Below are 25,851 nucleotides of genomic sequence, written 5' to 3' on the forward strand. Positions count from 1 at the left end.
GGCGGGGGGCGGTGGGTGGGCGGCACACGCGTTAAACCCATCCTTGGGGGCTTGTAGAAAACATCCATGTTTTCTACAGTCCCGCCAACCCACCCCCGCCGACCCTTTGACAGTTGGCCGGTGGCCTTGGGGGAAGCAAGAGCAGCCGGGCAGAGCCCGGCGCTACGGCGGATTACGTTGGATTCCAATGGGCACGTAACGAATCGGGCCATTGAACTGCTCTAGATACCAATGGGCACGTAACGGTTCGTAGAGACACGCCATGCGTGTCGACCGCGCGAAGCGCGGCACAAGCGTCTGAAACCGGTTCAATACCGTTCCGCATAATTCGTCCGGCGTTTAGACGAACCGAAGCCGCGCGTCAGGCGTTCATGACCTCGGAACGAAGATCAACGGCAACCGTCCAAAACCGATCGAACACGATACTTGCCATCCGTACGGCGTTTACCGCCAAACAACCCCATCCCACATGCAACAAAAAACCCCGCTTTCGCGGGGTTTTTCGTTACACACCAACCGCGCAGGCATCAACCCTGCAGCAGGCTCATGACGCTCGACGGCGACTGATTGGCCTGGGCCAGCATCGCGGTGCCGGCCTGCTGCAGGATCTGCGTGCGGGTCAGTTCGGCGGTTTCCTTGGCGTAGTCGGTGTCGCGGATACGGCTGCGCGAGGCCGACAGGTTTTCGGAGGTGGTGCCCAGGTTGGCAATGGTGGAGGTGAAGCGGTTCTGGATGGCACCCATGTCGGCGCGCGAGGAGTTGACCGCGGTCAGGGCCTTGTCAACGATCGAGAGGGCCTGCTGCGCACCGGTGAAGGTGGAGATGTTGAGGTTGCTGGCGAACTGGGCGGTCAGGCCGGTGGCGTCGGCGGTCGGGGTCGGCGCGGTCGGGGCGGTGGCGCCGGTCCAGGTGCCCATGGTCACGGTGATGGCATTGAAGGTGCCGTCATCTGCAACGTTGTTCTGCACCGAGGTCAGGTCCAGCTTGCCGGCGGTGGCGGCATCGGCCGAGGCGTAGACGCCGGTCTGGTCCATCTTGGCGTTGATCGCGGCAGCGATGGCGGCGGTGGCGGCCTTCTGGGTGGCGGCGGCGTCGACGCCGGCCTTCACTTCGATGTCGTCCAGCTTGTACGACTTGCCGTCGGCACCCTGGATTTCCATGCCCGTGATGGACACGGCGCCGTTGGTGCCCGGGGCAGCGACGGTGAAGGTGTTCTTGTCGAACTTGGCGCCGCCCAGCGCGCTGGCGCTGGCGTTGACGATGCTGTTGATGCCGATGGTCTGGCCCGAGTCGGCGCCGACCTGGAACAGGGCGCCGGAGAAGGAACCGTCCAGCAGCTTGGTGCCGTTGAAGTTGGTCTGGCGGGAAACGCGGTCGATTTCGGAGGTCAGCTGCTTGACTTCGGCGTTCAGCGCCTCGCGGTCGCTGTCGGAGTTGGTGGCGTTGGCCGACTGCACCGACAGTTCGCGGATACGCTGCAGGTTGTTGCCGATTTCGACCATCGCGCCTTCGGCGGTCTGGGCCAGCGAGATGCCGTCGTTGGCGTTGCGCACGGCAACGTCGAGACCGCGGATCTGGGTGCTGAAGCGCTCGGAGATGGCCAGGCCGGCGGCATCGTCCTTGGCGCTGTTGATGCGCAGGCCCGAGGACAGCCGCTGGATGGTGGTAGCCAGGCTGGAACCGCTGGTCGACAGATTGCGCTGTGCGTTCAGCGACATCACATTGGTGTTGATGACTTGTGCCATTTCCGTGCTCCTGGGTACGAAGGTAATGCGGGGTCGGGGTCTGCCCCGGGGGAGGCAGTGGGCGTTATGCCCTGGTTGAAATCATTAACGACACCCCGGCGGGAACCTTTAGGGCACAGGTGGGGGAAATATGCGGTTGTCAACAAAAAACCCCGCTTGCGCGGGGTTTTTCGTTACACACCAGCGGCAGGCATCAACCCTGCAGCAGGCTCATGACGCTCGACGGCGACTGGTTGGCCTGGGCCAGCATCGCGGTACCGGCCTGCTGCAGGATCTGCGTGCGGGTCAGTTCGGCGGTTTCCTTGGCGTAGTCGGTGTCGCGGATACGGCTGCGCGAGGCCGACAGGTTCTCGGAAGTGGTGTTCAGGTTGGCGATGGTGGAGGTGAAGCGGTTCTGGATCGCACCCATGTCGGCGCGCGAGGAGTTCACCGACTTCAGGGCGTCGTCCACGATCGACAGCGCCTTCTGGGCACCGGCCACCGAGGAGATGTCCACGCCGCTGACGGTGTCGCGGGCGTCTGCATCGGCGTCGGCAATGCCGGCCAGGGCCACGGTCAGGCCGGTGGCATCGGTGGTGGCGGCGGTGAAGGTGAAGTCCTTGCCCGACTTCAGCGAGGTCAGTTCCAGCTTGCCGCTGGAATCCAGCGAGGCGTACACGCCGCTCTGGTCCATCTTGTCGTTGATGGCGTTGACCAGCTTCTTGCTGACGTCGGCAGCCTTGTCACCCACGGCGACGGCGATGTCGTCGATGGCGATGCCGTTCACTTCCATCGCCGTGACCTTGCCGGCCGCGGTGGCGGTGCCGGTCATGGCAGCGGCGGTCGAGGTCTGCTTGGCGGCGTACAGGCCGTTGCCCAGCTCCGAGGTGCTGGCATTGACGATGCTGTTGATGCCGATGGTCTGGCCCGAATCGGCGCCGACCTGGAACAGCGCGCCGGAGAACGAACCGTCCAGCAGCTTGGTGCCGTTGAAGTTGGTCTGGCGCGAAACGCGGTCGATTTCCGAGGTCAGCTGCTTGACTTCGGCGTTCAGGGCCTCGCGGTCGCTGTCGGAGTTGGTGGCGTTGGCCGACTGCACCGACAGTTCACGGATACGCTGCAGGTTGTTGCCGATTTCAACCATCGCGCCTTCGGCGGTCTGGGCCAGCGAGATGCCGTCGTTGGCGTTGCGCACGGCAACGTCCAGGCCACGGATCTGGGTGCTGAAGCGTTCGGAAATGGCGAGGCCGGCGGCGTCGTCCTTGGCGCTGTTGATGCGCAGGCCCGAGGACAGGCGCTGGATCGTGGTGGCCAGGCTGGAACCGCTGGTGGACAGATTGCGCTGAGCATTCAGCGACATCACGTTGGTATTGATTACTTGTGCCATTTGTCTCTTTCCTGTGGGCAAGTTCCGGCCGCGGCGTGCATCCGGAGTTGACGCAGAGTCCGCGCCCGTGGCGGACGCAGCTGTTGCAGGAGAGATAACGGCGGTAATGCCGGAGGCTTGAGCCAAAATACGCAGAAAACATCACCCGGCAGGGGTGATGGTCGGTGGTTGCGGGCTTCCGGAAGGGGCCGGAATGCCCGCAACGGCCTGCATCGCGGGGCGTTCGACGCCCCGCGTGCGCGCTATGTCAGCGGATGGCGTTGAACAGGGACATCTGCTGCATCTGGGTGAAAATGGTCTGCGCGGCCTGCAGGGAAATCTGTTCGAGCTGGTACTGGCCGATCGCTTCGGCGTAGTCGAGATCGCGCATCGCCGACAACGTGGTCTTCAGGGTGACGCCGTTGGCATCGCGCAGCGCACCGGCATCGTCGATGGCCTTGAGCTGCGCGCCGCCGGACGCACGCGCATCGATGAACTTCTCCGAGGCGCGGGCCACGTCGCGGATGCCGGACTGCAGGATGTTCTGCTGGCGGGCCACGGCGGTGGGATCATCGGCGGCGTTGTCGAGGGCGTTGATCATGCCGTCGAGGGTGGAGAAGATGTCGCGGGCGCTGGCCGCACCGATGCCGAAGCTGTCGCCGGCCTTGGGCTCGCCCTCGATGCGCATGGAGACGCCTTCGAAGGTAATGTCATCGCCGGCCTTGAAGACGCCGCTCTTCACCACGGTGTTGGTGGCGTCGACCACTTCATAGGCATCCGGGCCGGTGAAGCGCAGCGTGTAGCTGGCGCCGTCCCAGTCGCCCGAGGCCGGGTCGCGGCCGAAGGTGGTGAGCACGCCGGTGCCGGTGTTGGTCGTCGCCGCGCTGCCGTCCAGGCTGCCATCGCCGGTGCGGATGCGCAGGAAGATCTCGCTGCCGGGCAGGGCATCCTTGACGAAGGTGTCCGGTGCCACTTCCACCTGGCGCTGGGTCTGGTCGCCGTTGTAGGTGACCACGCCATTGCTGAGCTTGAACGGCGCGTCGGCATCGTCGGTGCCACCGAACAGGTAGCGGCCGGTGCCGTCGGTGCTGTTGGCCAGCGACAGCAGGCCGTCGCGCACGCTCTTCAGCTCGGAGGCGATCGACTTCAGGTCGGCCGCGGACAGTGCCGGGTTGTTGGCCTGGATGGTCAGCTCGGTGATGTGGGCCATCATGTCGCCGGCCTGGGCCAGGGCGTTTTCCTGCAGCCCCAGCCGGTTCTGCACCACGTCGCCGTTGCGGGCGAAGCGGTCCAGCTCGGCCACGGCGCGGTCCAGGCCCACGGCGGTGCCGGCGGCGACCGGGTCGTCCTTGGCGCTCACCAGCTTCTTGCCGGTGGCGAGCTGCTGTTCGAGGTGGTTCATCTTGCTCTGCTTGGCCATCATCATGGAGATGGACTGGTTGAACATCATCCCGGTCGAGATTCGGTTGTTCATCGCGAAACGGCTCCGAGGATGGTCTGGAACATGGTGTCGGCAGTGGAAATCAGCTGCGAGGCGGCCTGGTAGGCCTGCTGCAGCTTGAGCATGTCGGCGGCTTCCTCATCCAGGTTCACCCCGGACACCGAATCGCGCGAGGCCTGCGCCTGGTCGGTGATGACCTGCTGGGCCTGCAGCGAGTAGTCGGCCGCGCGCGCGGCCGAACCGACCAGCGTGGTCAGCCCGCCCAGCGCACCGTTGAGGGTGACGGTGCCGGCATTGAAGGTCTTGGCGTCCTCGACCTTGGCCAGCAGCAGGGCGTTGGTGTTGTCGCTGGAGCCGGCCGGGGTGGGGCTGATGTTGAAGCTGTCGCCCACCTTGGGCGCGCCGTCCAGCACGAAGCTCCAGCCGTTGGCGCTGATGGTCTGGCCGGCGGTGTAGGTGAACGGGCCGGTGCCGTCGACGGTGTATTCGGTGGCGCTGGTGAACACGATCGCCGCCGGGTTGCGCAGGTTCGCGTTGCTGGAATCGGTGACGGCCACGCCGCTGACCTTGCCGGTGCCGGTGTTGGTCAGGCCGGCCGCGGCCTTGACCGGGGCGGCGGCGGCGATGCGCGAGGTGTCGGTGATGGCCACGGCCAGGGTGCCGGCGACACCGGCGGTGGGCTGCAGCAGGAAGCGGTCGTTCTGCGCCGGGGTGCCGGACATCACCAGCTCCACGCCATTGAGCACCAGCGGGTCGGCGGCGGTGCCGGTGCCGGTCATCGGCACGGCGGCGCCGGTGTCGGCGCGGGTGGCCTGCCAGGTGCCGCCATCGAACTTGAGCACGATGTTCTGGCCGTCCAGCTTGGACAGGTCGCCGAAGCTGGCGCTGACGCTGGCCGTCCCGGTGTTGCCGGTGTTGCCGGTCACGCGCGGGCTGCCGAAGCTGAAGAAATCGGCGCCCATGTTGCCGTACAGGTCGACGCCCTGGTGATGGGTGTCGTTGAAGGTACTGGCCAGGCCCACGGCGAGCTTGCCCAGTTCGGCCTGGGTGGGGGTCAGCACCGAGTTGCGGAATTCCAGCAGGCCGCCGATCTGGCCGCCCAGGCTCTTCGGGTCCAGGGTGATCTTCTGGCCCTGGGTTTCCATCGCCAGCTGCAGGCGTTCGGGCTGGTAGGGGTCGGTCACGGTGGTGACCTTGCTGGCGGTGGTGCCCACCACCACGGCCTGGCCGCCGGCGGTGTAGACGTTCATGAAGCCGCCGTCCTGGATCACCGCGGTACCGCCGGTGTAGCCGATCAGGTTGGCCACCAGCTGGTCGCGGCGGTCGAGAAGGTCGGGCGCGGCGGTGTTGGCGTTGCTGCCGATGGCGCCGTTGAGCTGGGCGATCTCGGCGGCCAGCCGGTTCACTTCCGTGGCGCCGGCGATCAGGCCGTTGTTGACCTCGCCATTGAGCGAGTTGAGGCTTTCGTTGAGCTGCTTGAAGCGGCTGGCCAGGGTGCCGGCGCTGTCGAGCACGTTCTGCCGGTCGGCAGTGCCCGAGGCGTTGGACGACAGGCCGCTGACGGTGTCGAAGAAGTTCGACCAGACGCCGGAGACATTGGTGGCGGTATCGGAGAACAGCGAGTCCACGCGGTCGGCGAGGGTGGAGAGCTGCTTCAGCCGCGCCAGTTCGCCACTGCTGTCGAGCAGCCGCGAGATCGCCAGCTGGTCGGCCACGCGGCGCACGTCGGTGATGCGGGTGCCATTGCCGATATCGCCATAGCCCAGGTTCTGCGGGCTGGCCGTGGCGAAGTCCACCTTCTGCCGGCTGTAGCCGGGCGTGTTGATGTTGGCGACGTTATGGCTGGTGGTCGCCAATGCGCGCTGGAAGGCGAGCAGGGCGCTGGTGCCGGTGGAAAGTACGGACATGGGTTACCTCAACGACGAATGGCACCCAGCCCGGCGGGGCTGGCGGTGCTGGCAAAGGTGCGGCCCAGGCGCTGGCTGGCATCGCCCACGGCGGCGATGGCGCGCTCGATGGTCGGGCCACCGGCGATCGCGGCGATCTTGGCCGCGTAGCTGGGGTCGGTGGCGTAGCCGGCCTTCTGCAGGCCCTGTGCGAAGCCACGGACGTCGCCGCCGGCCTGCAGCGCGTTCTGGTAGCGCGGGCTGTTCTTGAGCAGCTTCACGTAGTCGGCGAAGCTGTCGCCCACCGAGGTGTAGGCGCGGAAGCTGGCGGTCTCGTTGCGGCGCACACCGTCCACGTATTCGTGGGTGCCGCTGGTGGCGCGTTCACCGCTCCAGCCGCTGGCCTTGATCCCGAACAAATTGTGCGAGCTGCCGCCGCCGTTGCGCTGGACCAGCTTGCGGCCCCAGCCGGTTTCCAGCGCGGCCTGGGCGACCAGCGCCTTGGCGTCCACGCCCAGTTCGCGTGCGGCCTGCTGGGCATGGCCCCAGATGCTGGCCACGAAGCCTTCCGGGGTATGCGCGCCGAGCTGGGCGGCGGCGGTGCTGCCGGCCAGGGTGTCCACGGCGCTGGGACCGGTGGCGGTGGCTGCGGTGGCGCCGACATCACGCCAGCGGTCGTCGGCCATCGCCCAGTTGTCGCCGGTCGTGTCGGTGGCGGGCAGGGCGCCGTAGGGATCGCTGCGCCCGATCGCCTCATGCATCTGGCTGCTTTCGCGCCCGGCAATCAGGTCGAGCGCGCGTTCCATCGGCTGCAGCACGGCGGACGGCGCGTTGCCATCCAGGTGCTGGAGCAGGTCGACCTCGCTGGGTGCGCTGGCCGGCGCGTTGGCGGCGGGCAGGGCCATGGGCGCGGCCGCCGGTGCATTGAGCCGGTAGGCGCGCAGCGCGTCGGCCGGGTTGAGGCGGGTATCGGTCGCCTTGGTGGGTTCGGTGTCGCCGCCGCCGAGCTGGCGCGAGATCATCGCCGACAGCCCCAGGCCACGGCCCTTCGTCATCGATTCGGCGATCTTCTGGTCGTACATGTCGCGGAACATCTGGTTCTCGCCGGGCATCAGCGAATCGCCGAAGCTGGCATCGCGCATGCTCTTGACCAGCATCTGCGCGAACTGGCCTTCCAGCTGGCGCGCGACCTTGTCGACCTTGGCCGGGCTGTTGGCCTGGGCCGGATTGAGTTCCAGTGCCGGTTGGATGCGCATCAGATCACCTCGAGTTCGGCACTCAGCGCGCCGGCCTGACGCAGCGCCTCCAGGATCGCGATCAGGTCGCCCGGGGCGGCACCGACCGCGTTCACGGCGTGCACGATCTCATCCAGCGTGGTGCCGCCGGAGAACTTGAACATACGGCTGCCGTCGTTGGTGGCGGTGATGGTGGACTGCGGCGAGGCCACGGTCTGGCCGTTGCCGAAGGCATTGGGCTGGCTGACGTTGGTGTTTTCGTTGATGGTCACGGTGAGCGAGCCGTGCGAGATCGCGGCCGCGCCGACGTGGACCTGCGCGCCGATCACCACAGTGCCGGTGCGGGCGTTGACCACCACCTTGGCCGGGGCGCTGCCAGGGGTGAGTTCCAGGTTTTCGATGCGGGCCAGCATGCCGATGCGCGCGCCCGGGTCGCTCGGCGACCGCACGGCCACGGTGACGCCGTCCACGGCGCGGGCGGCGCCGTCGCCGAACGCGTTGTTCAGCGCGGCCACCATGCGCGAGACGGTGGTGAAGTCGTTCTTGTGCAGATTCAGGGTGATGTCGCCGCCGGCGCTGAACACGTCGGGCAGGGCGCGTTCCACCGTGGCGCCATTGGGAATGCGACCGACGCTGGGCACGTTGACCGAAACCCGCGAACCGTCCTTGCCCTGCACGCCGAAGCCACCGACGACCAGGTTGCCTTGGGCGATGGCGTAGACCTCGCCGTCGGCACCGCGCAGCGGCGCCATCAGCAGCGAGCCGCCGCGCAGCGACACCGCGTTGCCGATCGAGGAGACGGTGATGTCGATGGGCTGGCCCGGCTTGGCGAACGGCGGCAGCTCGGCGTGGATCGCCACGGCGGCCACGTTCTTCAGCTGCGGGTTGACGTTGGCCGGCACGTTCACGCCCAGCTCGCCCAGCAGGTTCTTCAGGCTCTGCACGGTGAAGGGCGCCTGGCTGGTGCGGTCGCCGCTGCCATCCAGACCCACCACGAGGCCGTAGCCGACCAGCGCATTGCCGCGCACGCCACCGACCTGGGCCAGATCCTTGATCCGCTCAGCCGACGCAGAGGACATGAAGGCCAGGGTTGCAATGACCACGTAGAGCGACGCCATGCGTCGCTTCGCGAAAATGATCGGAAAGATGCTCTTCATATCAGCCTCAGAACGGCACCAGCGCCGAGTTGAAGAAACGGCTCAACCACCCCATCGCATTGGACTGGGCAACGGGACCGCGGCCGCCGTAGACGATGCGCGCATCGGCCACGCGGCTGGAGGGAATGGTGTTGTCCTGGGAGATGTCGGCGGCGCGCACGATGCCCTGCACCTGGACCAGTTCGTCGCCCTGGTTCAACCGCAGGTTCTTCGCCCCCTGCACGACCAGATTGCCGTTGGGCAGGCGCTGCATCACCGTGACGGTCACGCTGCCCTGCAGGCGGTTGCTCTGCGCGCTGGTGCCCTTGCCGGTGAAGTCGCGCTTGCCCGCCGCGCTGGCACTGAGGATGTCCTTGCCGCCGAGCGTCACCGGCGCACCGAAGATGGTGGGCGTGCCCAGGCTCAGGTTGGACTCCTTGTCCGTCGTGGTATTGGCGGTGGTCTGCGCGGTGGTGCTTTCGGTCAGGGTGATGGTCAGCAGGTCGCCGACGTCACGCGCGCGACGGTCCGAGTACAGCTGCAGGCCGGGGCCGGCGGCGTAGATCGCGCCGGAGGTGGGCTGCACGGTCGGTGCCATCACGGGAACCACCGGGGCCATGGCCGGGTACGGCCGGACGTCGCCAGCAATGACGCAGCCGCCGAGCAGGGCGATCACGGCAGCGCCGGACAGCAGGCGAAGAGTAGGGTGCAGAGGCGACATGGCGGGGTCCCGGTTCAAACCGATCAGACGTTGTTGTTGAGGTAGCCGAGCATGGAGTCGGTGGTGGAGATCGCCTTGGCGTTCATTTCGTAGGCGCGCTGGGTTTCGATCATCGACACCAGCTCTTCGACCACGTTGACGTTGCTGCCTTCCAGCGCACCCTGCACCACGCTGCCCAGGCCGTTCAGACCGGGGTTGCCGTTCTGTGCGGGGCCGGAGGCGGTGGTTTCCAGGAACAGGTTCTCGCCGCGGGCCTGGAGGCCAGCTGGATTGACGAAGTCGGTAAGGGTCAGCGCACCGATCTCGACCGAGGCGGCGTCGTCGGCCATCTTCACGCTGATGGTGCCGTCGGTACCGATGGTCAGCGACTGCGCGCCTTCCGGAATCTGGATGCCCGGCTGCACCGGGTAACCGCTGTTGGTGACCAGTTCGCCCTGCTGGTTGCGCTGGAAAGAGCCGTCGCGCGTATACGCCGACGAACCATCCGGCATCTGCACTTCAAAGAAGCCGCGGCCATTGACCATCACATCCAGCGCGCGGCCGGTCTGCTGCTGGCTGCCCTGTTCGAAATTCTTGGAGGTGGCCACCACGCGCACGCCGGTGCCCAGCTGCAGGCCGGTGGGCAGCTGGGTCTGCGCCGACGAGGAACCGCCGGGTTGACGCACCTGCTGGTACAACAGGTCCTCGAAGCTGGCACGGTCCTGCTTGAAACCGGTGGTATTGGTGTTGGCGAGGTTGTTGGACACCACCGACATGCGCGTCTGCTGCGCATCCAGTCCGGTCTTTGCGATCCACAATGCCTGGTTCATGGCCGTGTTCCTGTGTTGTTGCGGGTGGCCACGCGCGGTGGCCGTTGTAGGGGGTGATGCATGACGCGTGCCAGAACCGCGCCGGAATTACGTCGCCGCGCCGGATCAGCTGCCAAGGCGGAGCAGGGAGTTGGCGCTGCGGGCGTTTTCATCGCCGTGCTTGATCACCTTCACCTGCATTTCGTACTGCCGCTGCAGCTGGATCATCTGCACCAGCGCGCCGGCCGCATCCACGTTGCTGCCTTCCAGCTGGCCGCTGTCCAGCGACTTGCCCTGGGCCTGCACGAACGGCTGCTGCGGGTCGGTGTTGCGCATCAGCCCGTCCAGCCCACGCTCCAGCCGCGCATCTTCGGCGGCGACCACGCGCAGGCGGCCGATCACGGCCATCGTCTGCGGGCCTTCGCCCTGCGGGATGATGGAGATGGTGCCGTCGTTGCCGATGTCCATCGCCTGGTGCGGCGGAACGGCGATGGGGGCGCCGTTCTCATCCAGCACCGGATGGCCGCCGGCGGTGACCAGCTGGCCGTTCGGGGTGATCGACAGCGACGCACCGCGGGTGTAGGCCTCACCGCCGCCGGTCGGCGCCTGCACCGCGAGCCAGTTGCCCGCGTCCAGCGACAGATCCAGCGCATTGCCGGTAATGTGCTGCGCGCCCTGGCGCCGGTTGAAGCCGGCGTCCACGTGCAGGGCGTCCACGCGCGAGGCAAAGCCTTTGCCCGTGATCGGGAAGGCCTCGGTGTTGGCGAGGGCTTCCTTGAATCCAGGGGTATCGGTGTTGGCCAGGTTGTGCGACAGCGTGCCCTGCGCCTGCAGGGAGGCGCGTGCACCGGTCATCGCGACGTAGAGAGCCTTGTCCATCGTTGTAGTCCCGTGTTGCGTCGATCAGCGGCTCATCAACGGATGTTGATGATGGTCTGGGTGATCTGGTCCATCGTGGAGACCATCTGCGAGTTGGCCTGGAAGTTGCGCTGCGCGGTGATCATGTTGACCAGCTGCTCGGTCAGGTCGACGGTGGACGCTTCCAGCGAACCGGCCTGCACCTTGCCCAGGTTGGAGCTGTCCGGCGCGCCGGTACGCGGGGTGCCGGAGCTGAAGGTTTCCACCCACAGGTTGTTGCCCTTCGCCTCCAGGCCCTGCGAGTTGTTGAACGTGGTCAGGGCGACCTGGCCCAGCGGCTTGTCGTCGCCATTGGTGTAGCGGGCGTAGACCACGCCTTCTTCGGACACGGTGATCTCGTTGAGCTTGCCGGCCGCATAGCCGTCCTGCTGGGTGTTGCGCAGCGCGAACTTCTCGCCGTACTGGGTCGAGCCGGTGACATCCAGGGTCATCGAGAGCGTGCCGGCGCCGGTGGTCGGGGTGAACGGGTCCATCACGATCTGGCCGTTGGCCGGCGCGGTGAGGGCGCCCGCATCGTTGAAGGTCAGCGTGGTCGGGGTGCCGACGGCCTGGCCGTCCACGTAGTTGTGGACTTCCCACTGGTTGGCGGTGGCGGTCTTGACGAAGTACGAGGTCTGGGTGTGGCTCACGCCCAGCGAGTCGTACACGGTGATGCCGCCGGTGGACTGGTTGTAGCTGTTGGAATCGGTGGGGTCGAACGTGGCCAGCGTCGGCTGCTTGGCGTTGGCCGGCAGGGTGAACGCCACGTTGACCTTGCCGGTCTGCTTGGGCGGGCTGTCAGTGGTGAGCAGCTGCAGGTCGGTGAGGCGGCCGCTGTCGAAGCTGGTGCCGTCGGCGTTCGGTGCGAACACCTGCAGGCGCGCACCCTGCGGGTTGACCACGTAGCCGGCCTGGTCGGTCTGGAAGTTGCCGGCGCGCGAATACACGCGGGCGCCGTTCATGCTCATGGTGAAGAAGCCTTCGCCCGAGATGGCCATGTCCAGGCTGCGCCCGGTCTGCTCGTTGTTGCCCTGCGAGAACTGCTGGGCCACGTTGGTCAGGCGCACGCCCGAGCCGACGGCATTCTTGGACAGGCCGTAGCTGGTGGCCGAGAACAGGTCGGCGAACTCGGCGCGCGATTCCTTGAAGCCGGTGGTGTTGACGTTGGCGATGTTGTTCGCGGTGACGTTCAGGTCGGCGTTGGCGGCGTTGATGCCGGACAGCGAAATATTGAAGCCCATGGGATTCTCCTTGGATGCGTGACGAAGTGACTCAGCTGACGCGCAGCACGTAGTCGATCGGGGCCGTGCCCAGGCCCTTGAGGTTGAGGTACAGGCCGTCCGAGCCGACGGTGACGCTCTCCACCGGGGCCTCGACGTAGGTGTTGATCTTGGTCTGCGCCCCCGAACTGTCGGTGTGGGTGGCGGCAATGCTGTAGCTGCCGGCCGGCATGCGGTTGCCGTTGGCGTCCTTGCCGTCCCAGTCGAAGGTGACTTCGCCGGCGGCCTTGGCCTCGACGCTGAGCTGGGTGACCTTCACGCCGTTGGCGTCGGTGATGTCCACGGTGACGTAGCCGGCGCCCGGCGCGGCGACCATGCCGCTGGTATCGCCTTCGGTCTCCAGCTGCCACTTGGTGGACGGCACCAGCACGTCGTGACCGACCAGCGCCGCGCCGCGCAGCACCTGGTCGCCGGCCATGGATTCCTGGAAGCCCTTGACCGTGCTGTTGAGGTCGTTGATGCCCTGGACCTGGGACAGCTGCGCCATCTGCGCCACCATCTGGGTGTTGTCCATCGGCTTGAGCGGGTCCTGGTGCTGCAGCTGCTCGGTCATCAGGCGCAGGAAGTCGGCCTGGTCCAGGGTGTCCTTCTTCTTGGTGGTATCGCTGTTGGGCGCGTTCAGGCCCAAGGCGCTGTAGATGTCGGTGCTGCCGACGCCGCTGGTGGTGCTCATGACGGTATGTCCTGCAATAAGTAGGGTCAGCGACCCATGGTCAGGGTGGCCAGCGCCAGTTCCTTGGCGGTGGTCAACATCTCCACGCCCGCCTGGTAATTGCGCGAGGTCGAGATCAGGTTGACCATCTGCGCGACCGGGTCGACGTCGGGCTGGTAGATGTAGCCGTCGCCGTCGGCCAGCGGATGGCCGGGCTCGTAGCGCTTGATCGGCGCGGCGTTGCTCTGGCTGATTTCCTTGACCTGGACGGTGGTGACGTTCGGGTCGTTGCGGCTGGTGACCGACTGGAAGATCGGCTCCAGCGGCTTGTACACGGCGTCGGCCGAGCCGGCGATGGTGTCGGCGTTGGACAGGTTGGAGGCCAGGGTGCTCATGCGCACGGACTGGGCCTGCAGCGCGGAGCCGGCGATATCGAAAATGGGCAGGTTGCTCATGGCTTATTGCCCCGTGATCGCGGTGAGCATGGAGCGCACCTTGGATTCGACGAAGCTCAGCGAGGCGCGGTATTCCAGCGCGGCGCGGCCATAGGCGGCGCGCTCGGCATCGGGATCGACGGTGTTGCCGTCGATGCTCGGCTGCACGCCTTCCTTGGTGATCTGGAACGGGTTGAGCCCGCCGCCGATGGCGAAGTGCTGCTCATTGGTGGTGCGCATCAGGCCGTTGCTGTCGGCACCCTGGGCATTGCGCAGGGCGGCGTCGAAGTCCAGGTCCTGGGCCTTGTACCCGGGGGTATCGGCATTGCTCAGGTTGCTGGCAATCAGCTTCATCCGCTGCTCGCGCAACGGCATGGCCTGGGCATGGATACCCAGATAGTCGGAAATCAGGTTGGGCATGGCGCACTCCCACGGGACGATGTGGGGAGTGGTGCAAGCGGCATGCCAAAAAGCGGCGATTCATTGCGTACGTGGGGCGGGGGTCGGCAGGGCCTGCCGGGACACGCCGTGAACCCATCCATGGGGGCTTGTCAAAAACATCCATGTTTTTGACAGTCCCGTCAGGCCCTGCCGACCCCCGCCAACCGACATCGCCTCGCCGCAGGGGCAAGCCTTGCGCTGTGGGAGGGGTAGAGCCGGGCTTTGCCCGGCTGCATTGTTCATGGTTGCCCAAGATGGGCAGGCGCCAGCCATGTGTCGAGGGCCGGGGCGGAGGGGGTTGCGGGACCGTAGAGCGCCATGGATGGCGTGAACGAGCCCCCAAGGATGGGTTTACGGCGTGTCCCGCAACCCCCTCCGCCCCGGCCCTGCAGGCAATACGCCACCGCCGCTTTTAAGGCCTCACGCCGCCTGCGCGACCTTCCGCAGGCGGTCGAGCACGAAATCGGCCAGTTCGTGCGGGGAGTACTTGGCCACGAAGGCGTTGGCGCCGACCCGCTCGACCATGGCGTTGTTGAATACGCCCGAGAGGGAGGTGTGCAGCAGCACGTACAGGCCGGCCAGGCCGGGGTGACGACGGATTTCCGTCGTCAGGGTGTAGCCGTCCATGGCCGGCATCTCGATGTCCGAGATGACCATGGCGTAACGCTCGGCCGGGTTTTCGCCGGCCGCGTGGATCTGCAGCAGGTGGTCCAGCGCCTGCTTGCCGTCCGAAAGGAGGGTCGCGCCCACCCCCAGCTGGTCCAGCACGCTGCGGATCTGCTGGCGGGCCACCCGCGAGTCGTCCACCACCAGCACCTGCAGCTGCGGGGCATCGCTGACCAGCGACAGCGCCATGGCCGGGTCCAGCACGGCTTCGCCCCGGATCTGGGCGATGTCGGCCAGCACGCTTTCCACGTCGATCACCTGGATCAGCTCGCCCTGGAAGCGGGTCACCGCGGTCAGGTAGCTCGATTCGGCCCCCAGTTCCGGCGGCGGGTGGATGTCTTCCACCGCGATGTTGACGATGCGCTCCACGCCGCTGACCAGGAAGCCCTGGATCGACCGGTTGAACTCGGTCACCACCAGGTAGCCCGGCGCCGTGTCGGCGTTCGGCTCACGCTCCGGGTGGCCGATGGCCAGCCCCAGGTCCAGCACCGGCACCGACCGGCCGCGCACGTCGGCAACGCCGGCGAACTGGCTGGGCAGGCCCGGGACCTGGAACAGGTCCGGCCGGCGCAGGACTTCCTGCACCTTGAACACATTGACGCCAAAAAGCTGACGTCCGCCAAGGCGGAACAACAGCAGGGCGAGGCGGTTGTGGCCAGCCAGGCGTGTGCGCTGGTCGATGCGGTTGAGCAGGTCATGTGACATGGGGGTGGTATCGGCGCGCAGGGCGATCACTTGAGGGCAGGGCCACACCCGGCCGCGCCGCGCACTCCGGCACGGCGCTTGCATGACGCTGCGCATGTGCCATGCCCCTGGAGCCGCCATGCGTATCCTGCTGATCGCCACCTCTCTTGTTGCCTTGTTCGCGCTGGCGCCGCCGTCTGCCCGGGCGGCGGGCGGCTGGCAGCCGGTGGACAGCATCCGCGCCGCGGCGCTGTCGACCCTGCCGGCCGGCAGCGAGGGCGACACCACGCTGGATTCGGCGCTGCGCCTGCCCGCGTGCGGCCAGGCGCTGAGTGCGCAGCCCACCGGCACAAGTACGGTGGAGGTCAGCTGCCCGGACCCGGGCGGCTGGCGCCTGTTCGTGCCGGTCAAGGTGCGCCGCAACCAGACCGTGCTGATCCTCAATCGCGGCATCGCCGCTGGAGAAACGCTGGGGGTGGCCGATATCACTACCGCACAGCGCGACGTGGCCCGCATCGCCGGTGCCGCCCTGGCCGACCCGGCCGCGGCGGTCGGCCGGGTGGCCCGCCGCACCCTGAGCGCCGGCAGCCTGCTGTCGGCCAACGACCTGGTACCCCAGCGGCTGGTCCGGCGGGGTGACAGCGTGGCCCTGGTCTCCCGTTTTGGTGGGGTCGAGGTCCGCGTGGCCGGCAAGGCGCTGGCCGATGCCGGTGAAAATGAACGCGTCTCGGTAGAGAATCTGTCTTCACGCAAGATCGTGCAGGGTACCGTGGCGGCCAGTGGCGACGTTTTTGTGACGCGCTGACCAGAAATATGAATCCGGGGCGGAAACCGGCAAAAAAACCGCGAAAGCCCCTAAAGATGGCGGTGCCCGTGCCGTTATCCCTTGTGAACCGCAACTCCAGGACAGACCCATGAGCCAGAAAATCGACGGCAACCTGCAGGCAACCGCCCATCTGCGCAGCATTGCGCCGGGGACCAAGCCCAGCGTCGGCACCGATGCCCCGGCACGCCCCGTGGAAGCTGCCGACAGCCTTCGGCTGACCGGCGAGGCCACCAGCCTGCAGGCGATGCAGCGCGAACTGAGCACGGCCCCGGCGATCGACGCCAGCCGCGTGCAGGCCGTGCGCGAGTCGCTGCAGAACGGCACCTACAAGATCAATCCCGACGCGATCGCCTCGCGCATGCTTGAGCTGGACCAGCAGCTGCAGGGATGAAACTGGCGATGAGCGAGCCATTGCAGCGCCTCAGCGAGGCCTTGGACGTGGAACGCCAGGCCTTGGTCGAGCACGACGTGCAGGCCCTGATCCGCGCCACCGGTGCCAAGCTCGAAGCGCTGCGTGCGCTGGAAGCCGCGCTGCCGGTGGGGCAGAACGCGAAGCTGGAAGAGCTGGCCGAGCGCAACCGCGCCAACGGCGTGCTGCTGGCGCGCCGCCGCCGCGAGGTCAACTGGGCGCTGCGCCAGTTGGGCCGTAGCGAAGAGTCCTCGGCCTACGACGCCAAGGGCCAATCCAACACGATGCACACCCGCCGCCCGCTGGCCGTTGCCTGAGGCGGGCAGGGCGCACACGGCGCCGGATCTTTCCAACACGGATATAGTGGGCGCCTTGTTTGGCTGCCCGATGTGACCGTGACCGTGTCTACTTCCCTTGTCACCGCGCCGCTGCCCCCGCAGCCGGTCCTGCTTGCCCTGTTCGAGCGGATCAACGAAGGCGTGCTCCTGTTCCGCGAAGATGGCAGCGTGGCGGTGGCCAACGCGGCCGTGCGCGAGATGCTCGGTCAGGCCGACCGCGATGCGCAGGTGGGCGCGGCACAATGGCTGCGCCAGTTGCTGCCGCCCGACGCACTCGAGCACGCGCGCCAGCACGGGCACTGGAACGGCAGCCTGCCGGTGGGTGAGCGCATGGTGATCGCGCACATCTACCAGCACGACGACGCCGGGCAGCGCCATTACCTGGCGCTGTTCCGCCGCATCGAGGGCCAGGAGGACTATGAGCGCGAGCTGCAGCAGCGCCACGCCGAGCTGCGCCAGGCCTACCTGCGCCTCAACGGCACGCAGGAGAAGCTGCTGCAGTCGGAGAAGATGGCCTCCATCGGCCAGCTCGCCGCCGGCGTGGCGCACGAGATCAACAATCCGATCGGCTATGTGCACTCGAACCTGGGCAGCCTGCAGGAATACCTGCGCAGCCTGTTCACGGTGATCGAGGCGTACGAGCGGGCGCTGCGCGCACCGGACCCGAAGGCGCTGATTCCGGAGATCGACGATATCCGCAATCGCTTCGACATCGATTTCATCAGCCGCGATCTGCCGCAGCTGATGGCCGAATCGCGCGAGGGCATCGAGCGGGTCACCCGGATCGTGCGTGATCTGAAAGACTTCTCGTATTCGGGCCGCGACGAGTCGTGGAAGCTGGTCGATCTGCATTCCGGCCTGGAATCGACGATCAACATCATCTGGAACGAGCTCAAGTACAAGGTGACGCTGCACCGCGAGTTCGGCCAGCTGCCGCTGGTGGAATGCCTGCCGTCCGAGCTCAACCAGGTGTATATGAACCTGCTGCTCAACGCCGGCCACGCCATTGCCGAGCGCGGCACGATCACGGTGCGCACCGGGGTGGATGGCGATCATGTGTGGGTGGAGTTCGAAGACACCGGCGGCGGCATTTCGCCGGAATTGCGCCAGCGCATTTTCGATCCGTTCTTCACCACCAAGCCGGTGGGCAGCGGCACGGGCCTGGGCCTGTCGATCTCCTACAGCATCATCAACAAGCACCACGGCCGCATCGATCTGGACAGCACGCCGGGCCAGGGCTCGAAGTTCCGGTTGGTGTTGCCGATCAAACAGCCGCGCTGATTTTCGCGATGGCGTGATTGCGTGATGCGTCGTGACGCCGGGCGTTGCCCGGCTGCTGTTGGTTTTGGGCGAACAGCCGGTGGGCAACGATATCCGCGATTTGGCGGGACGGTGCGGGTTTGCGGGGGACGCTGCAAGTACGTCCATGTAAGCTCAGTCGCCGCATCCATGCGGCTCATGCCCCCGCAAACCCACCCCGACCCGCCTTTGACAGTAATCGGTGGCCAGGGAAAAAGCGGGGACGAGCGCACGCGCCGTTGACCCCGCGCACTGTCGCACTGCAGGTGGGGTTCGTCGCAAGACAACTGCCGTGAACCGATCAACGCCCGGTAACGCATGAAATCGGCCGAAACAAAGAGCCGGCCAACGGCCGGCGCTACCGCGTTTCCCCTGGCAACGACACACTGTCAAAGGCGGGTCGGGGCCGGTTTGCGGGGGCATGAGCCGCATGGATGCGGCGACTGAGCCCCCATGGATGGGTTCACGGCGTCCCCCGCAGACCGGCACCGTCCCGCCAAATCAGAGGAGCCAAGGGCCATCCGCTGTTCGCTCAAATGCATGAAGCAGCCGGGCAAAGCCCGGCTCTACGAGCGGCCCGGCGTCACGTCATTCGGCTTCGGGTGCGGGAATTGAAGCAGGCTGCGCGGTGTTGGCGCGGCGCTGCTCTTCGTGCGTGCGGAAGGCCTGGTGGATGTGCTTGCGCAGCTCGTCGTCGTTCCAGGGCTTGGTCAGGAAACGGTAGATCGCGCCGCGGTTGATCGCGTCGGTGACCGTGTTGAGGTCGGTGTAGCCCGACAGCACCAGGCGGATCGTGTCCGGGTAGAGCATTTTGACCCGGCCCAGGAACTCCGTGCCGCTCATGTCGCTCATGCGCTGGTCGGACAGGATCACCTGCACGTCGTTGATCGCCAGCAGATCGAACGCATCGCGGACGTTGCCCGCCGCCAGAATGCGGTAACCATCGCGGCGGAACAGGCGCACCAGTGAGCGCAGCACGTTTTCCTCGTCGTCCAGCAGCAGCAGCGTGCGGTCCGGGCGGGTTTCGGCGAACGCCTCCGGGCGCAGGTAGCGCCGGCGCAGCGTCATGCCTGCCGCGTCGGCCGACATCGGCTCGCCGAACAGATAGCCCTGGAACACATCGCAGTCGTTGCGGCGCAGGAAGCCGAGCTGTGCCTGCGATTCGACTCCGTTGGCGATCACCGTCATGCCCAGCTGGTGGCCCATTGCGATGATCGCACGCGCGATCGCCGCCTCGCGGTTGCCCGCCGGCGCGCTCTTGATGAAACTGCGGTCGATCTTGAGTTTGTCTACCGGGTAGCGGACCAGCGCACTCAGGCTGGAATCGCCCGTGCCGAAATTGTCCAGGCTCAGGCTGATGCCCTCGTTGCGCAGGTTCACCAGCGTTTCGTGGACGAAATTCACGTTGTTGGTCAGCGCGCTTTCGTTGATCTCCAACGTCAGCATCTGCGCGGGCACACCCGCCGTCTGCATCAGCGACATCACCTCCGCGAAGAAATTCGGGCGCAGCAGCTGCAGCGTCGAGACATTGACCGCGATCGTGAAGTCATCGAAGCCCTGGTCGCGCCACAGCTTCGCCTGCTTCAGCGCGCCTTCCAGCACCCACGTGCCGATCTGCACGATGATGCCCAGCCGCTCGGCCGTGCGCATGAAGCGCTCCGGCACCAGCATGCCCAGCGTCGGCGACTGCCAGCGCAGCAGCGCCTCCATGCCCACCACGTGGCCGTCGCGTGCGCTCACCAGCGGCTGGTAGCGCAGCTTCAGCTCGCCGTTCGGAATCGCGTCCACAATCTGCCGCGCGATGATGCTCTCGCTGTGCGCGCTCGACGGCGTGTTCACCGCGTGGATGCGCACCGCGTTGCCGCCCTCGCGCGCCGCCTGGTACAGCGCATCCTCCGCATGGTCGAGCAGGCGCGAGGTCTCGGTGGCGTGTTCCGGGCACAGGCTGACGCCCAGCTTGCCGGTCATGAACAGCGTGTACGGCAGCACCGACAACGGCAGTTCCAGCTGCTGGCGGATCTCCTCGGCCAGGTCATCGGGCAGCGGCAGGTCGGCCGTGCGCGGCACCGCCAGCAGGAACTCGTCGCTGCCGTGGCGCCACAGCTTGCCGCGGCCGCGCAGGTGGTGCTGCAGGCGCTGGGCGACCAGCACCAGCGCCTGGTCGCCGACTTCGGCGCTCATGTTCTCGTTCACCGACGCGAAGTGGTCGATGTCCACGTGCATCAGCATCAGCGGCGTGCCGCCGGAGGCGGCCTCGTTGACCATGGCCTGCAGCTCGGGATTGCCGGCACCCAGGCGGGGTGGGGCGTCCTCGATGCTGACCAGGGGCAGGGAAGGGTTCCACATAAATCAGTGTTCCAGGGTATCGGAGGTGGCCGTGCCGTCGATGCGGTACGGCAGGTACAGGTCGACCAGGGTGCCTGCACCATGCGCCGATTCGATTTTCAGGGTGCCGCCGACGCTCTGCGCGCGCTCGCGCATCACGATCAGGCCCAGTCCGCGCGGACCGTCCGGGTCAAAACCCTCGCCGTCGTCGCGGACCTGCAGGTGCAGGCCGTGGTCGTCCACGTCGTGCAGTTTCAGGCTGACCTGGCTGGAGCGCGCGTGGCGCAGCACATTGGTCAGGCTCTCCTGTGCGATGCGGAAGCAGGCCTGCTCGATATCGCCCTGTGGGCGCCGGGGCAGCGACTGGATGTCGGCCAGCAGCTCGATCGACGCCGAGCGGAACAGCATGCCGGCCTGCCAGCGCAACGCCGCTTCCAGGCCCAGCGCGTCCAACTGCGGCGGGCGCAGCAGGGTGGAGATGTCGCGCAGCTTGCCCACGGTGGCATCGGCCAGCTGGATGATCTGCTCCAGGTCCTCGCCGCGCCGGCGCGGGTCGGCCTCGTCCTGGGCGGCATAGGCGGACAGCTTCATGGCGGTGATGGCCTGGCCGATGTCGTCGTGCAGGTCGCGCGAAATCGCGCGGCGCTCGTCCTCCTGCAGCGAGAACAGCCGCCCGGCCATCGCCTGCAGTTCGCGGTTGCTGGTCTCCAGCGCCTCGCGGATGCGCTCGGGCTCGCTCAGGTCGCGCACGATCAGCAGCTTGCAGTTGCGTCCGCCGTAGCGCACATCGCCCACCGCCAGGCCGGCCTGGAAGCACTGGCCATCGAACCGGCGCATGCCGATGACCTCGCTGCCCCCGGTGGTGGGCAGCGGAATGGTGGCAAACAGCTGCGCGCGCACCCGGGCCAGGTCTGGCGTGACCACCAGCGCCGCCAGCGGTTCGCCCAGCAGGGTGTGCTGGCCGTAGCCGAACTGCGCAGCAGCGCAGGCGTTGGCATACAGCACGTGTTCGTCGGACAGGATCACCACGCCGTCCGGCAGCACGCGAACGAGTTCGCGGAACTGTTCCTCGCGTTCGCGCAGCAGGCGCCGCGACTGTTCGCGTTCGGTCACGTCCTGCAGCGTGCCCAGTACCCGCGGGCGGCCGGCGTCGTCGGTACCGCTTTCGGCGCGCAGGTGCACCATCAGGGCGCGGCCGTCCATCGCCAGCAGCGGCAGCAGTACGTCGATCTGCACGCGCTCGCCACGCATGTCCTGCAGCAGCTGCTCGCTCAGGGCGGCCGTGGACGGGTCGGCAGGCACCAGCAGCTCCTCGAACGGGTGCCAGCGGCGGGCCTCCGGCGGGCGTCGGCCAAGCAGGTGGTAGACCTGGTTCGAATAGCGCCCCAGGCCGGTGGCCGGGTCCACTTCCCAGGCGCCGATGCGGGCCATTTCGTGGGCTTCCTCGACCCGGGTCAGCGCCTGGTCGCGCCGGCGCAGTGCCTGGTCCTCGCGGGTGCGGTCGATGGCGATCAGCAGCCGGGCCGGGCGGCCGTCGTAGTCGAGGTAGTTGCTGCGCATTTCCATGCGGCGTGGACTGCCGTCCTTGAGCAGCAGGTCGGCGGTGATCACGCACAGCTGCTCGGGCTGGGCGCGGATCTGTTCCAGCTTGGCCGCCAGGGCCGCCTCGTCGCCCGGCGGCCACAGCGCGGTCATCGACATGGCAGTGAATTCCTCGCGGCCCCAGCCAAACAGGCTGCAGGCCGCCGGATTCACGTCCAGGATCTCCAGCGTGTGCAGGTCGTAGACCAGGATCGGGCCGGGGTTGCCCTCGAACAGCTGCCGGTGGCGCTGCTCGGACTGCTCCAGCTGCGCGTGGGTGTGCAGCACGTGATGGGCCAGCGGGCGCAGCAGCAGGTAGATGAGGGCGCCGCTGGTGATGACGAAGAACGCCCCCTTGGCGGTCTGCCAGCGTGCCGCGGTGGGCAGGTCCGAGGCCAGCATCTGTACGGCCGCGTCGCTGCACAGGATCCACACCAGGGCCAGCACCAGGTAGCCGATCACCACCCGCCAGCGGTCGCGGCGCAGGGCCTTGGCGAGCGGACGTTGGTCGGCGGAGGGACCAGGCGGGGCGGCAGGCATGGGGTGCGGCGGAATCCGGGGCAGGGGGGCGGTCCATAGTAGTGGCTGTACCACCCCTGGCGCACGTAGGACTCAACTATCGGCCGCAGTTGCCGCTAACGATTTCGTTCCCGGGCGTCGGGAGCGTTATCGGAGTCTTACCGCGTGGACCAAGGGATCATTGCGAGTCTGCTGCAGCACCCCCTGGCATCGGCCCTGGTGATCCTGGACCGGAGCGGACGCCCGCTGGCTGCCAATCCCGCCGCGCGCGAGCATGGGTTGCCGGCAACGGTGGCAGCTTACGGCGAGCTGCTGGAGGATCTGCGCCTGCTGGCGGCCGACGGCGGGCTGGTTCCCTGCCAGCTGCCGGGCGGCCCGCGTGGGCGCTTCGATGGCTGGCTGCGCGCGGTGCACGACCCCGATGGCCAGCTGCTGGCCTTCACCCTGAGCGTTCCCGAGCCGGTGGCCAACTACGCGGGCAGCCGCTGGGAACTGGCGCTGGACCATGCCGGGCACGGCTTGTGGGACTGGGACCTGCCCAGCGATGCGGTGACGCACTCCAGGCGCTGGAACGACGTGCCGGCGCCGCACGACGAATATGCCCGGGCCAACGCAGGCCAGGCGCTGCTGGCGCCGGTGCATCCGGACGACCAACCGGCCGTGCGCGCGGCGCTGGACGCGCACCTGCGCGGCGAAGGCGAGGTCTACGCCGCGCAGTACCGCGTGCGCCACCCCGACGGCGAGTGGCGCTGGGTGCTGGACCGCGGCCGGGTGGTGGCGCGCACCGTGGACGGCCAGCCGCTGCGCATGGTGGGCACGCATACCGACATCCAGGCGCAGAAACAGATGGAGGCGCTGCTGCTGGAGCAGCAGGTGCATCTGCGCGAGGCGCAGCGCATCGCCAGCATGGGCAGCTGGTCGTGGGACCCGGACAACCGCCAGTTCTGGTGGTCGCCGGAGTTCCGCAGCCTGCTGGACGTGGGCGATGATCCGCTGAGCGGCCGGCGGCGCTGGCTGCGCCGGCTCGAGCCGCGCTCGCGCAGCCTGCTGCGCCGTGCCTGGCGGCGCATGCTGCGCGACGGCAAGCCGACCACGCTGGAGCTGGAGCTGCTGCGCGAAGGCGAGGGCGCCCTGCACCTGCGACTGTGGATGCAGCCGCTGCTGACCCCCGACGGGCGCATGCAGCGCCTGCTTGGCCAGGTCCAGAACATCACCGAACAACACCAGACCGATGCGCTGATCCGCTGGCGCACCGAGCTGCTCAACCGCGTCTCGGCACTGGGCCGGATCGGCGGATGCGAGATCGAAGTCAGCACCCGCCACATGCAGTGGACCGAGGAGTGCTACCGCATCCACGGCCTGCGCAAGGAGCCCATCAGCCTGGACCAGGCGCTGGCCCTGTACACCCAGGATTCGCGCGAGGCCTTCGAAGCGGCGCTGGCGCGGATCGCCGACGGCGGCCTGCCGGAGCAGCTGGACCTGTGCTTCTATCGGCAATCCGGGCTGCGCATCTGGGTGCAGGTGCTGATCGAGCTGGACCATCGCGACGGCCTGCCGACGCGCTTCGTGGTGCTGTTCCGTGACATCACCCGCGAGCGCGAGGCCAACGAGCGCATCGAGCTGCTGGCCCACTACGACCTGCTCACCGGGCTGCCCAACCGCATGCTGCTGCGCGAGCAGACCGCCGATGCCATCGAAGAGGCACGCGACCGTGGCGCGGCGCTGGCCATGCTGTTCATCGATCTGGACGGCTTCAAGACCATCAACGATACCTTCGGCCACGCTACCGGCGATGCGCTGCTCAAGGCCGCCGCCTCGCGCCTGCACCAGAACCTGCGCAACGCCGATCTGTTCGGCCGCTTCAGCGGCGACGAGTTCATCGTGGTGCTGCGCGATCTGGCGGACCCGGAAGATGCGGGCCATGTGGCGCGCAAGCTGATTGCCTCGCTGGCCGAGCCGCTGCAGCGCGGCGACACCACGCTCAAGGTCGGGGCCAGCGTCGGCATCGCCATGCTGGATGAAGGGCGCACCGATTTCGATTCCCTGTTGCGCGCGGCCGACGCGGCGATGTACGCCGCCAAGGAAGCCGGGCGCAATACGTACCAGTACTACAGCCAGGACGCGCTGCTGCGCATACAGCGCAAGCTGGAGATCGAGCACGCCCTGATGGGGGCGATCGAGCGTGAGGAGTTCAGCCTGGCGTACCAGCCCTTGCTGCATGCCACCCACGACCAGCCCCCGGCGATCGAGGCCCTGCTGCGTTGGCACCGCCCGGGGATCGGCTACTGCAGCCCGGCCGAGTTCATTCCCATTGCCGAAAAGTGTGGCGAGATCGTCCGCATTGGCGACTGGGTGCTCAACGAGGCCTGCCGCCAGGCGGCGGCGTGGGCGCGGGCGGGACTGGAGTTTGACCGTGTGGCGGTGAATGTGTCGGCCGTGCAGCTGCGTGACCGCGGCTTCGCCGAGCGGGTGATCGACACCTGCCATGCCCATGGCTGGCCGCCGCAGCGGCTGGAGCTGGAGCTCACCGAGTCGGCATTGATCCGTGACACCGAGGTGCTGCGCCACTGTTTCGATGTACTGGAGCGACATGGCGTGCCGCTGGCCGTGGACGACTTCGGTACCGGCTTCTCCAACCTGCATTACCTCAACCGTTTCCCGGTGGGCCGCCTGAAGATCGACCGCAGTTTCGTGCAGGGCATGCTGCACGACGCCGGCACCGCCGAGGTGACCCAGGCGATCGTGCACCTGGGCCACGCGCTGGGCATGAAGGTGGTCGCCGAGGGCGTGGAGACCGAGCAGGAAGAGGCGATGCTGCGCCGCCAGGGTTGCGATGAGATCCAGGGCTACCTGTATTCCAGGCCGCTGACCCCGCGCGATCTGGCGCAATGGTTGAAGGGTGGGGTGCAGGGGCAACAGCAGTTGCTGGGGGCGACGCTGGATCCTGCGCGGATTCTGGCGGCTCCGTAACGGTTCGCGTGGTTCGCAGACCCGAATCCCAATGGCCCCGAAACGGTTCGCTTGGTTCGCAGACCCGAATCCCAATGGCCCCGTACCGGTTCGTCTGGTTCACAGACCCGAATCCCAATGGGCTCGTAACGGTTCGTAGCCCCGGCCGTTGGCCGGACGCCCCCCCCCGCCGCGCCCCCCCAGAACAGAACCGCTAAGCAACCGCAGGAGCACAACCCACCCGGGGGTAAAAA

General features: G+C 67.4%; 21 protein-coding genes. 5 read left to right on the forward strand and 16 right to left on the reverse strand.

Annotated elements, in window-relative coordinates; translation table 11 throughout:
• Window positions 1–527: 527 nt before the first annotated feature.
• The 14 genes from ACOZHM_RS20185 to ACOZHM_RS20250 form a co-directional block, all read right to left on the reverse strand.
• Entirely contained in the window at window positions 528–1,745 is a 1,218-nt protein-coding gene (locus ACOZHM_RS20185) for a flagellin (RefSeq protein ID WP_421571139.1), read from the reverse strand.
• Between the two features lie 193 nt (window positions 1,746–1,938).
• A complete protein-coding gene (locus tag ACOZHM_RS20190) occupies window positions 1,939–3,111 on the reverse strand; it encodes a flagellin (RefSeq protein ID WP_421571140.1) in 1,173 nt (390 codons plus the stop codon).
• Window positions 3,112–3,358: 247 nt separating this feature from the next.
• A complete protein-coding gene (gene flgL / locus ACOZHM_RS20195) occupies window positions 3,359–4,564 on the reverse strand; it encodes a flagellar hook-associated protein FlgL (protein ID WP_421571141.1) in 1,206 nt (401 codons plus the stop codon).
• Window positions 4,561–6,438, reverse strand: a complete 1,878-nt coding sequence (gene flgK, locus ACOZHM_RS20200) for a flagellar hook-associated protein FlgK (protein ID WP_421571142.1) — start codon at window positions 6,436–6,438, stop codon at window positions 4,561–4,563. The genes flgL and flgK overlap by 4 nt, the downstream gene beginning before the upstream one ends.
• Before the next feature lie 8 nt (window positions 6,439–6,446).
• Window positions 6,447–7,673 carry a flagellar assembly peptidoglycan hydrolase FlgJ gene (flgJ, locus tag ACOZHM_RS20205; RefSeq protein WP_421571143.1) on the reverse strand — a complete coding sequence of 409 codons (1,227 nt, stop codon included), beginning with the start codon at window positions 7,671–7,673 and terminating at the stop codon, window positions 6,447–6,449.
• On the reverse strand, window positions 7,673–8,770 hold the full coding sequence (locus tag ACOZHM_RS20210) for a flagellar basal body P-ring protein FlgI (protein WP_421571144.1): 1,098 nt from the start codon (window positions 8,768–8,770) through the stop codon (window positions 7,673–7,675). Before ACOZHM_RS20210 ends, flgJ begins: the two co-directional genes overlap by 1 nt.
• Before the next feature lie 46 nt (window positions 8,771–8,816).
• On the reverse strand, window positions 8,817–9,509 hold the full coding sequence (flgH, locus tag ACOZHM_RS20215) for a flagellar basal body L-ring protein FlgH (protein ID WP_421571145.1): 693 nt from the start codon (window positions 9,507–9,509) through the stop codon (window positions 8,817–8,819).
• A 23-nt stretch (window positions 9,510–9,532) separates the two neighbouring features.
• Entirely contained in the window at window positions 9,533–10,318 is a 786-nt protein-coding gene (gene flgG / locus ACOZHM_RS20220) for a flagellar basal-body rod protein FlgG (protein ID WP_068851734.1), read from the reverse strand.
• Window positions 10,319–10,423: 105 nt separating this feature from the next.
• Complete coding sequence (locus ACOZHM_RS20225) at window positions 10,424–11,176, reverse strand: flagellar basal body rod protein FlgF (RefSeq protein ID WP_421571146.1); 753 nt, start codon at window positions 11,174–11,176, stop codon at window positions 10,424–10,426.
• Window positions 11,177–11,211: 35 nt separating this feature from the next.
• Window positions 11,212–12,435: a flagellar hook protein FlgE gene (gene flgE / locus ACOZHM_RS20230; protein WP_421571147.1), complete on the reverse strand. Its 1,224-nt coding sequence runs from the start codon at window positions 12,433–12,435 to the stop codon at window positions 11,212–11,214.
• A 31-nt stretch (window positions 12,436–12,466) separates the two neighbouring features.
• Window positions 12,467–13,147 (reverse strand): flagellar hook capping FlgD N-terminal domain-containing protein, encoded by a 681-nt coding sequence (locus ACOZHM_RS20235; protein ID WP_421571148.1) that lies wholly within the window; start codon window positions 13,145–13,147, stop codon window positions 12,467–12,469.
• A gap of 26 nt (window positions 13,148–13,173) precedes the next feature.
• The gene (flgC, locus tag ACOZHM_RS20240; RefSeq protein ID WP_421571149.1) at window positions 13,174–13,581 is read right to left on the reverse strand and encodes a flagellar basal body rod protein FlgC; all 408 of its coding nucleotides are present in this window, start codon (window positions 13,579–13,581) and stop codon (window positions 13,174–13,176) included.
• A gap of 3 nt (window positions 13,582–13,584) precedes the next feature.
• Window positions 13,585–13,980, reverse strand: coding sequence for a flagellar basal body rod protein FlgB (gene flgB, locus ACOZHM_RS20245; protein WP_421571150.1), 396 nt, complete (start codon window positions 13,978–13,980; stop codon window positions 13,585–13,587).
• A gap of 441 nt (window positions 13,981–14,421) precedes the next feature.
• Window positions 14,422–15,372 (reverse strand): chemotaxis protein, encoded by a 951-nt coding sequence (locus tag ACOZHM_RS20250; protein ID WP_421571151.1) that lies wholly within the window; start codon window positions 15,370–15,372, stop codon window positions 14,422–14,424.
• Window positions 15,373–15,490: 118 nt separating this feature from the next.
• Here ACOZHM_RS20250 and flgA point away from each other — a divergent pair, with 118 nt between their 5' ends.
• From flgA to ACOZHM_RS20270, 4 genes are all read left to right on the forward strand, one after another.
• Window positions 15,491–16,156: a flagellar basal body P-ring formation chaperone FlgA gene (gene flgA, locus ACOZHM_RS20255; protein ID WP_421571152.1), complete on the forward strand. Its 666-nt coding sequence runs from the start codon at window positions 15,491–15,493 to the stop codon at window positions 16,154–16,156.
• A gap of 109 nt (window positions 16,157–16,265) precedes the next feature.
• The gene (flgM, locus tag ACOZHM_RS20260) at window positions 16,266–16,568 is read left to right on the forward strand and encodes a flagellar biosynthesis anti-sigma factor FlgM (RefSeq protein WP_421571153.1); all 303 of its coding nucleotides are present in this window, start codon (window positions 16,266–16,268) and stop codon (window positions 16,566–16,568) included.
• A gap of 2 nt (window positions 16,569–16,570) precedes the next feature.
• On the forward strand, window positions 16,571–16,903 hold the full coding sequence (locus tag ACOZHM_RS20265) for a flagellar protein FlgN (RefSeq protein ID WP_421571158.1): 333 nt from the start codon (window positions 16,571–16,573) through the stop codon (window positions 16,901–16,903).
• Between the two features lie 78 nt (window positions 16,904–16,981).
• Window positions 16,982–18,205 (forward strand): ATP-binding protein, encoded by a 1,224-nt coding sequence (locus ACOZHM_RS20270; protein WP_421571154.1) that lies wholly within the window; start codon window positions 16,982–16,984, stop codon window positions 18,203–18,205.
• Between the two features lie 606 nt (window positions 18,206–18,811).
• Here the strand turns inward: ACOZHM_RS20270 and ACOZHM_RS20275 are convergent.
• Window positions 18,812–20,569, reverse strand: a complete 1,758-nt coding sequence (locus ACOZHM_RS20275) for an EAL domain-containing protein (RefSeq protein ID WP_421571155.1) — start codon at window positions 20,567–20,569, stop codon at window positions 18,812–18,814.
• A gap of 3 nt (window positions 20,570–20,572) precedes the next feature.
• A complete protein-coding gene (locus ACOZHM_RS20280; RefSeq protein ID WP_421571156.1) occupies window positions 20,573–22,669 on the reverse strand; it encodes a PAS domain S-box protein in 2,097 nt (698 codons plus the stop codon).
• Window positions 22,670–22,813: 144 nt separating this feature from the next.
• Here ACOZHM_RS20280 and ACOZHM_RS20285 point away from each other — a divergent pair, with 144 nt between their 5' ends.
• Window positions 22,814–25,618, forward strand: coding sequence for an EAL domain-containing protein (locus ACOZHM_RS20285; protein ID WP_421571157.1), 2,805 nt, complete (start codon window positions 22,814–22,816; stop codon window positions 25,616–25,618).
• Window positions 25,619–25,851: the final 233 nt, after the last annotated feature.

It is taken from the genome of Stenotrophomonas sp. PD6, from assembly GCF_049199305.1.
GTDB lineage: Bacteria > Pseudomonadota > Gammaproteobacteria > Xanthomonadales > Xanthomonadaceae > Stenotrophomonas.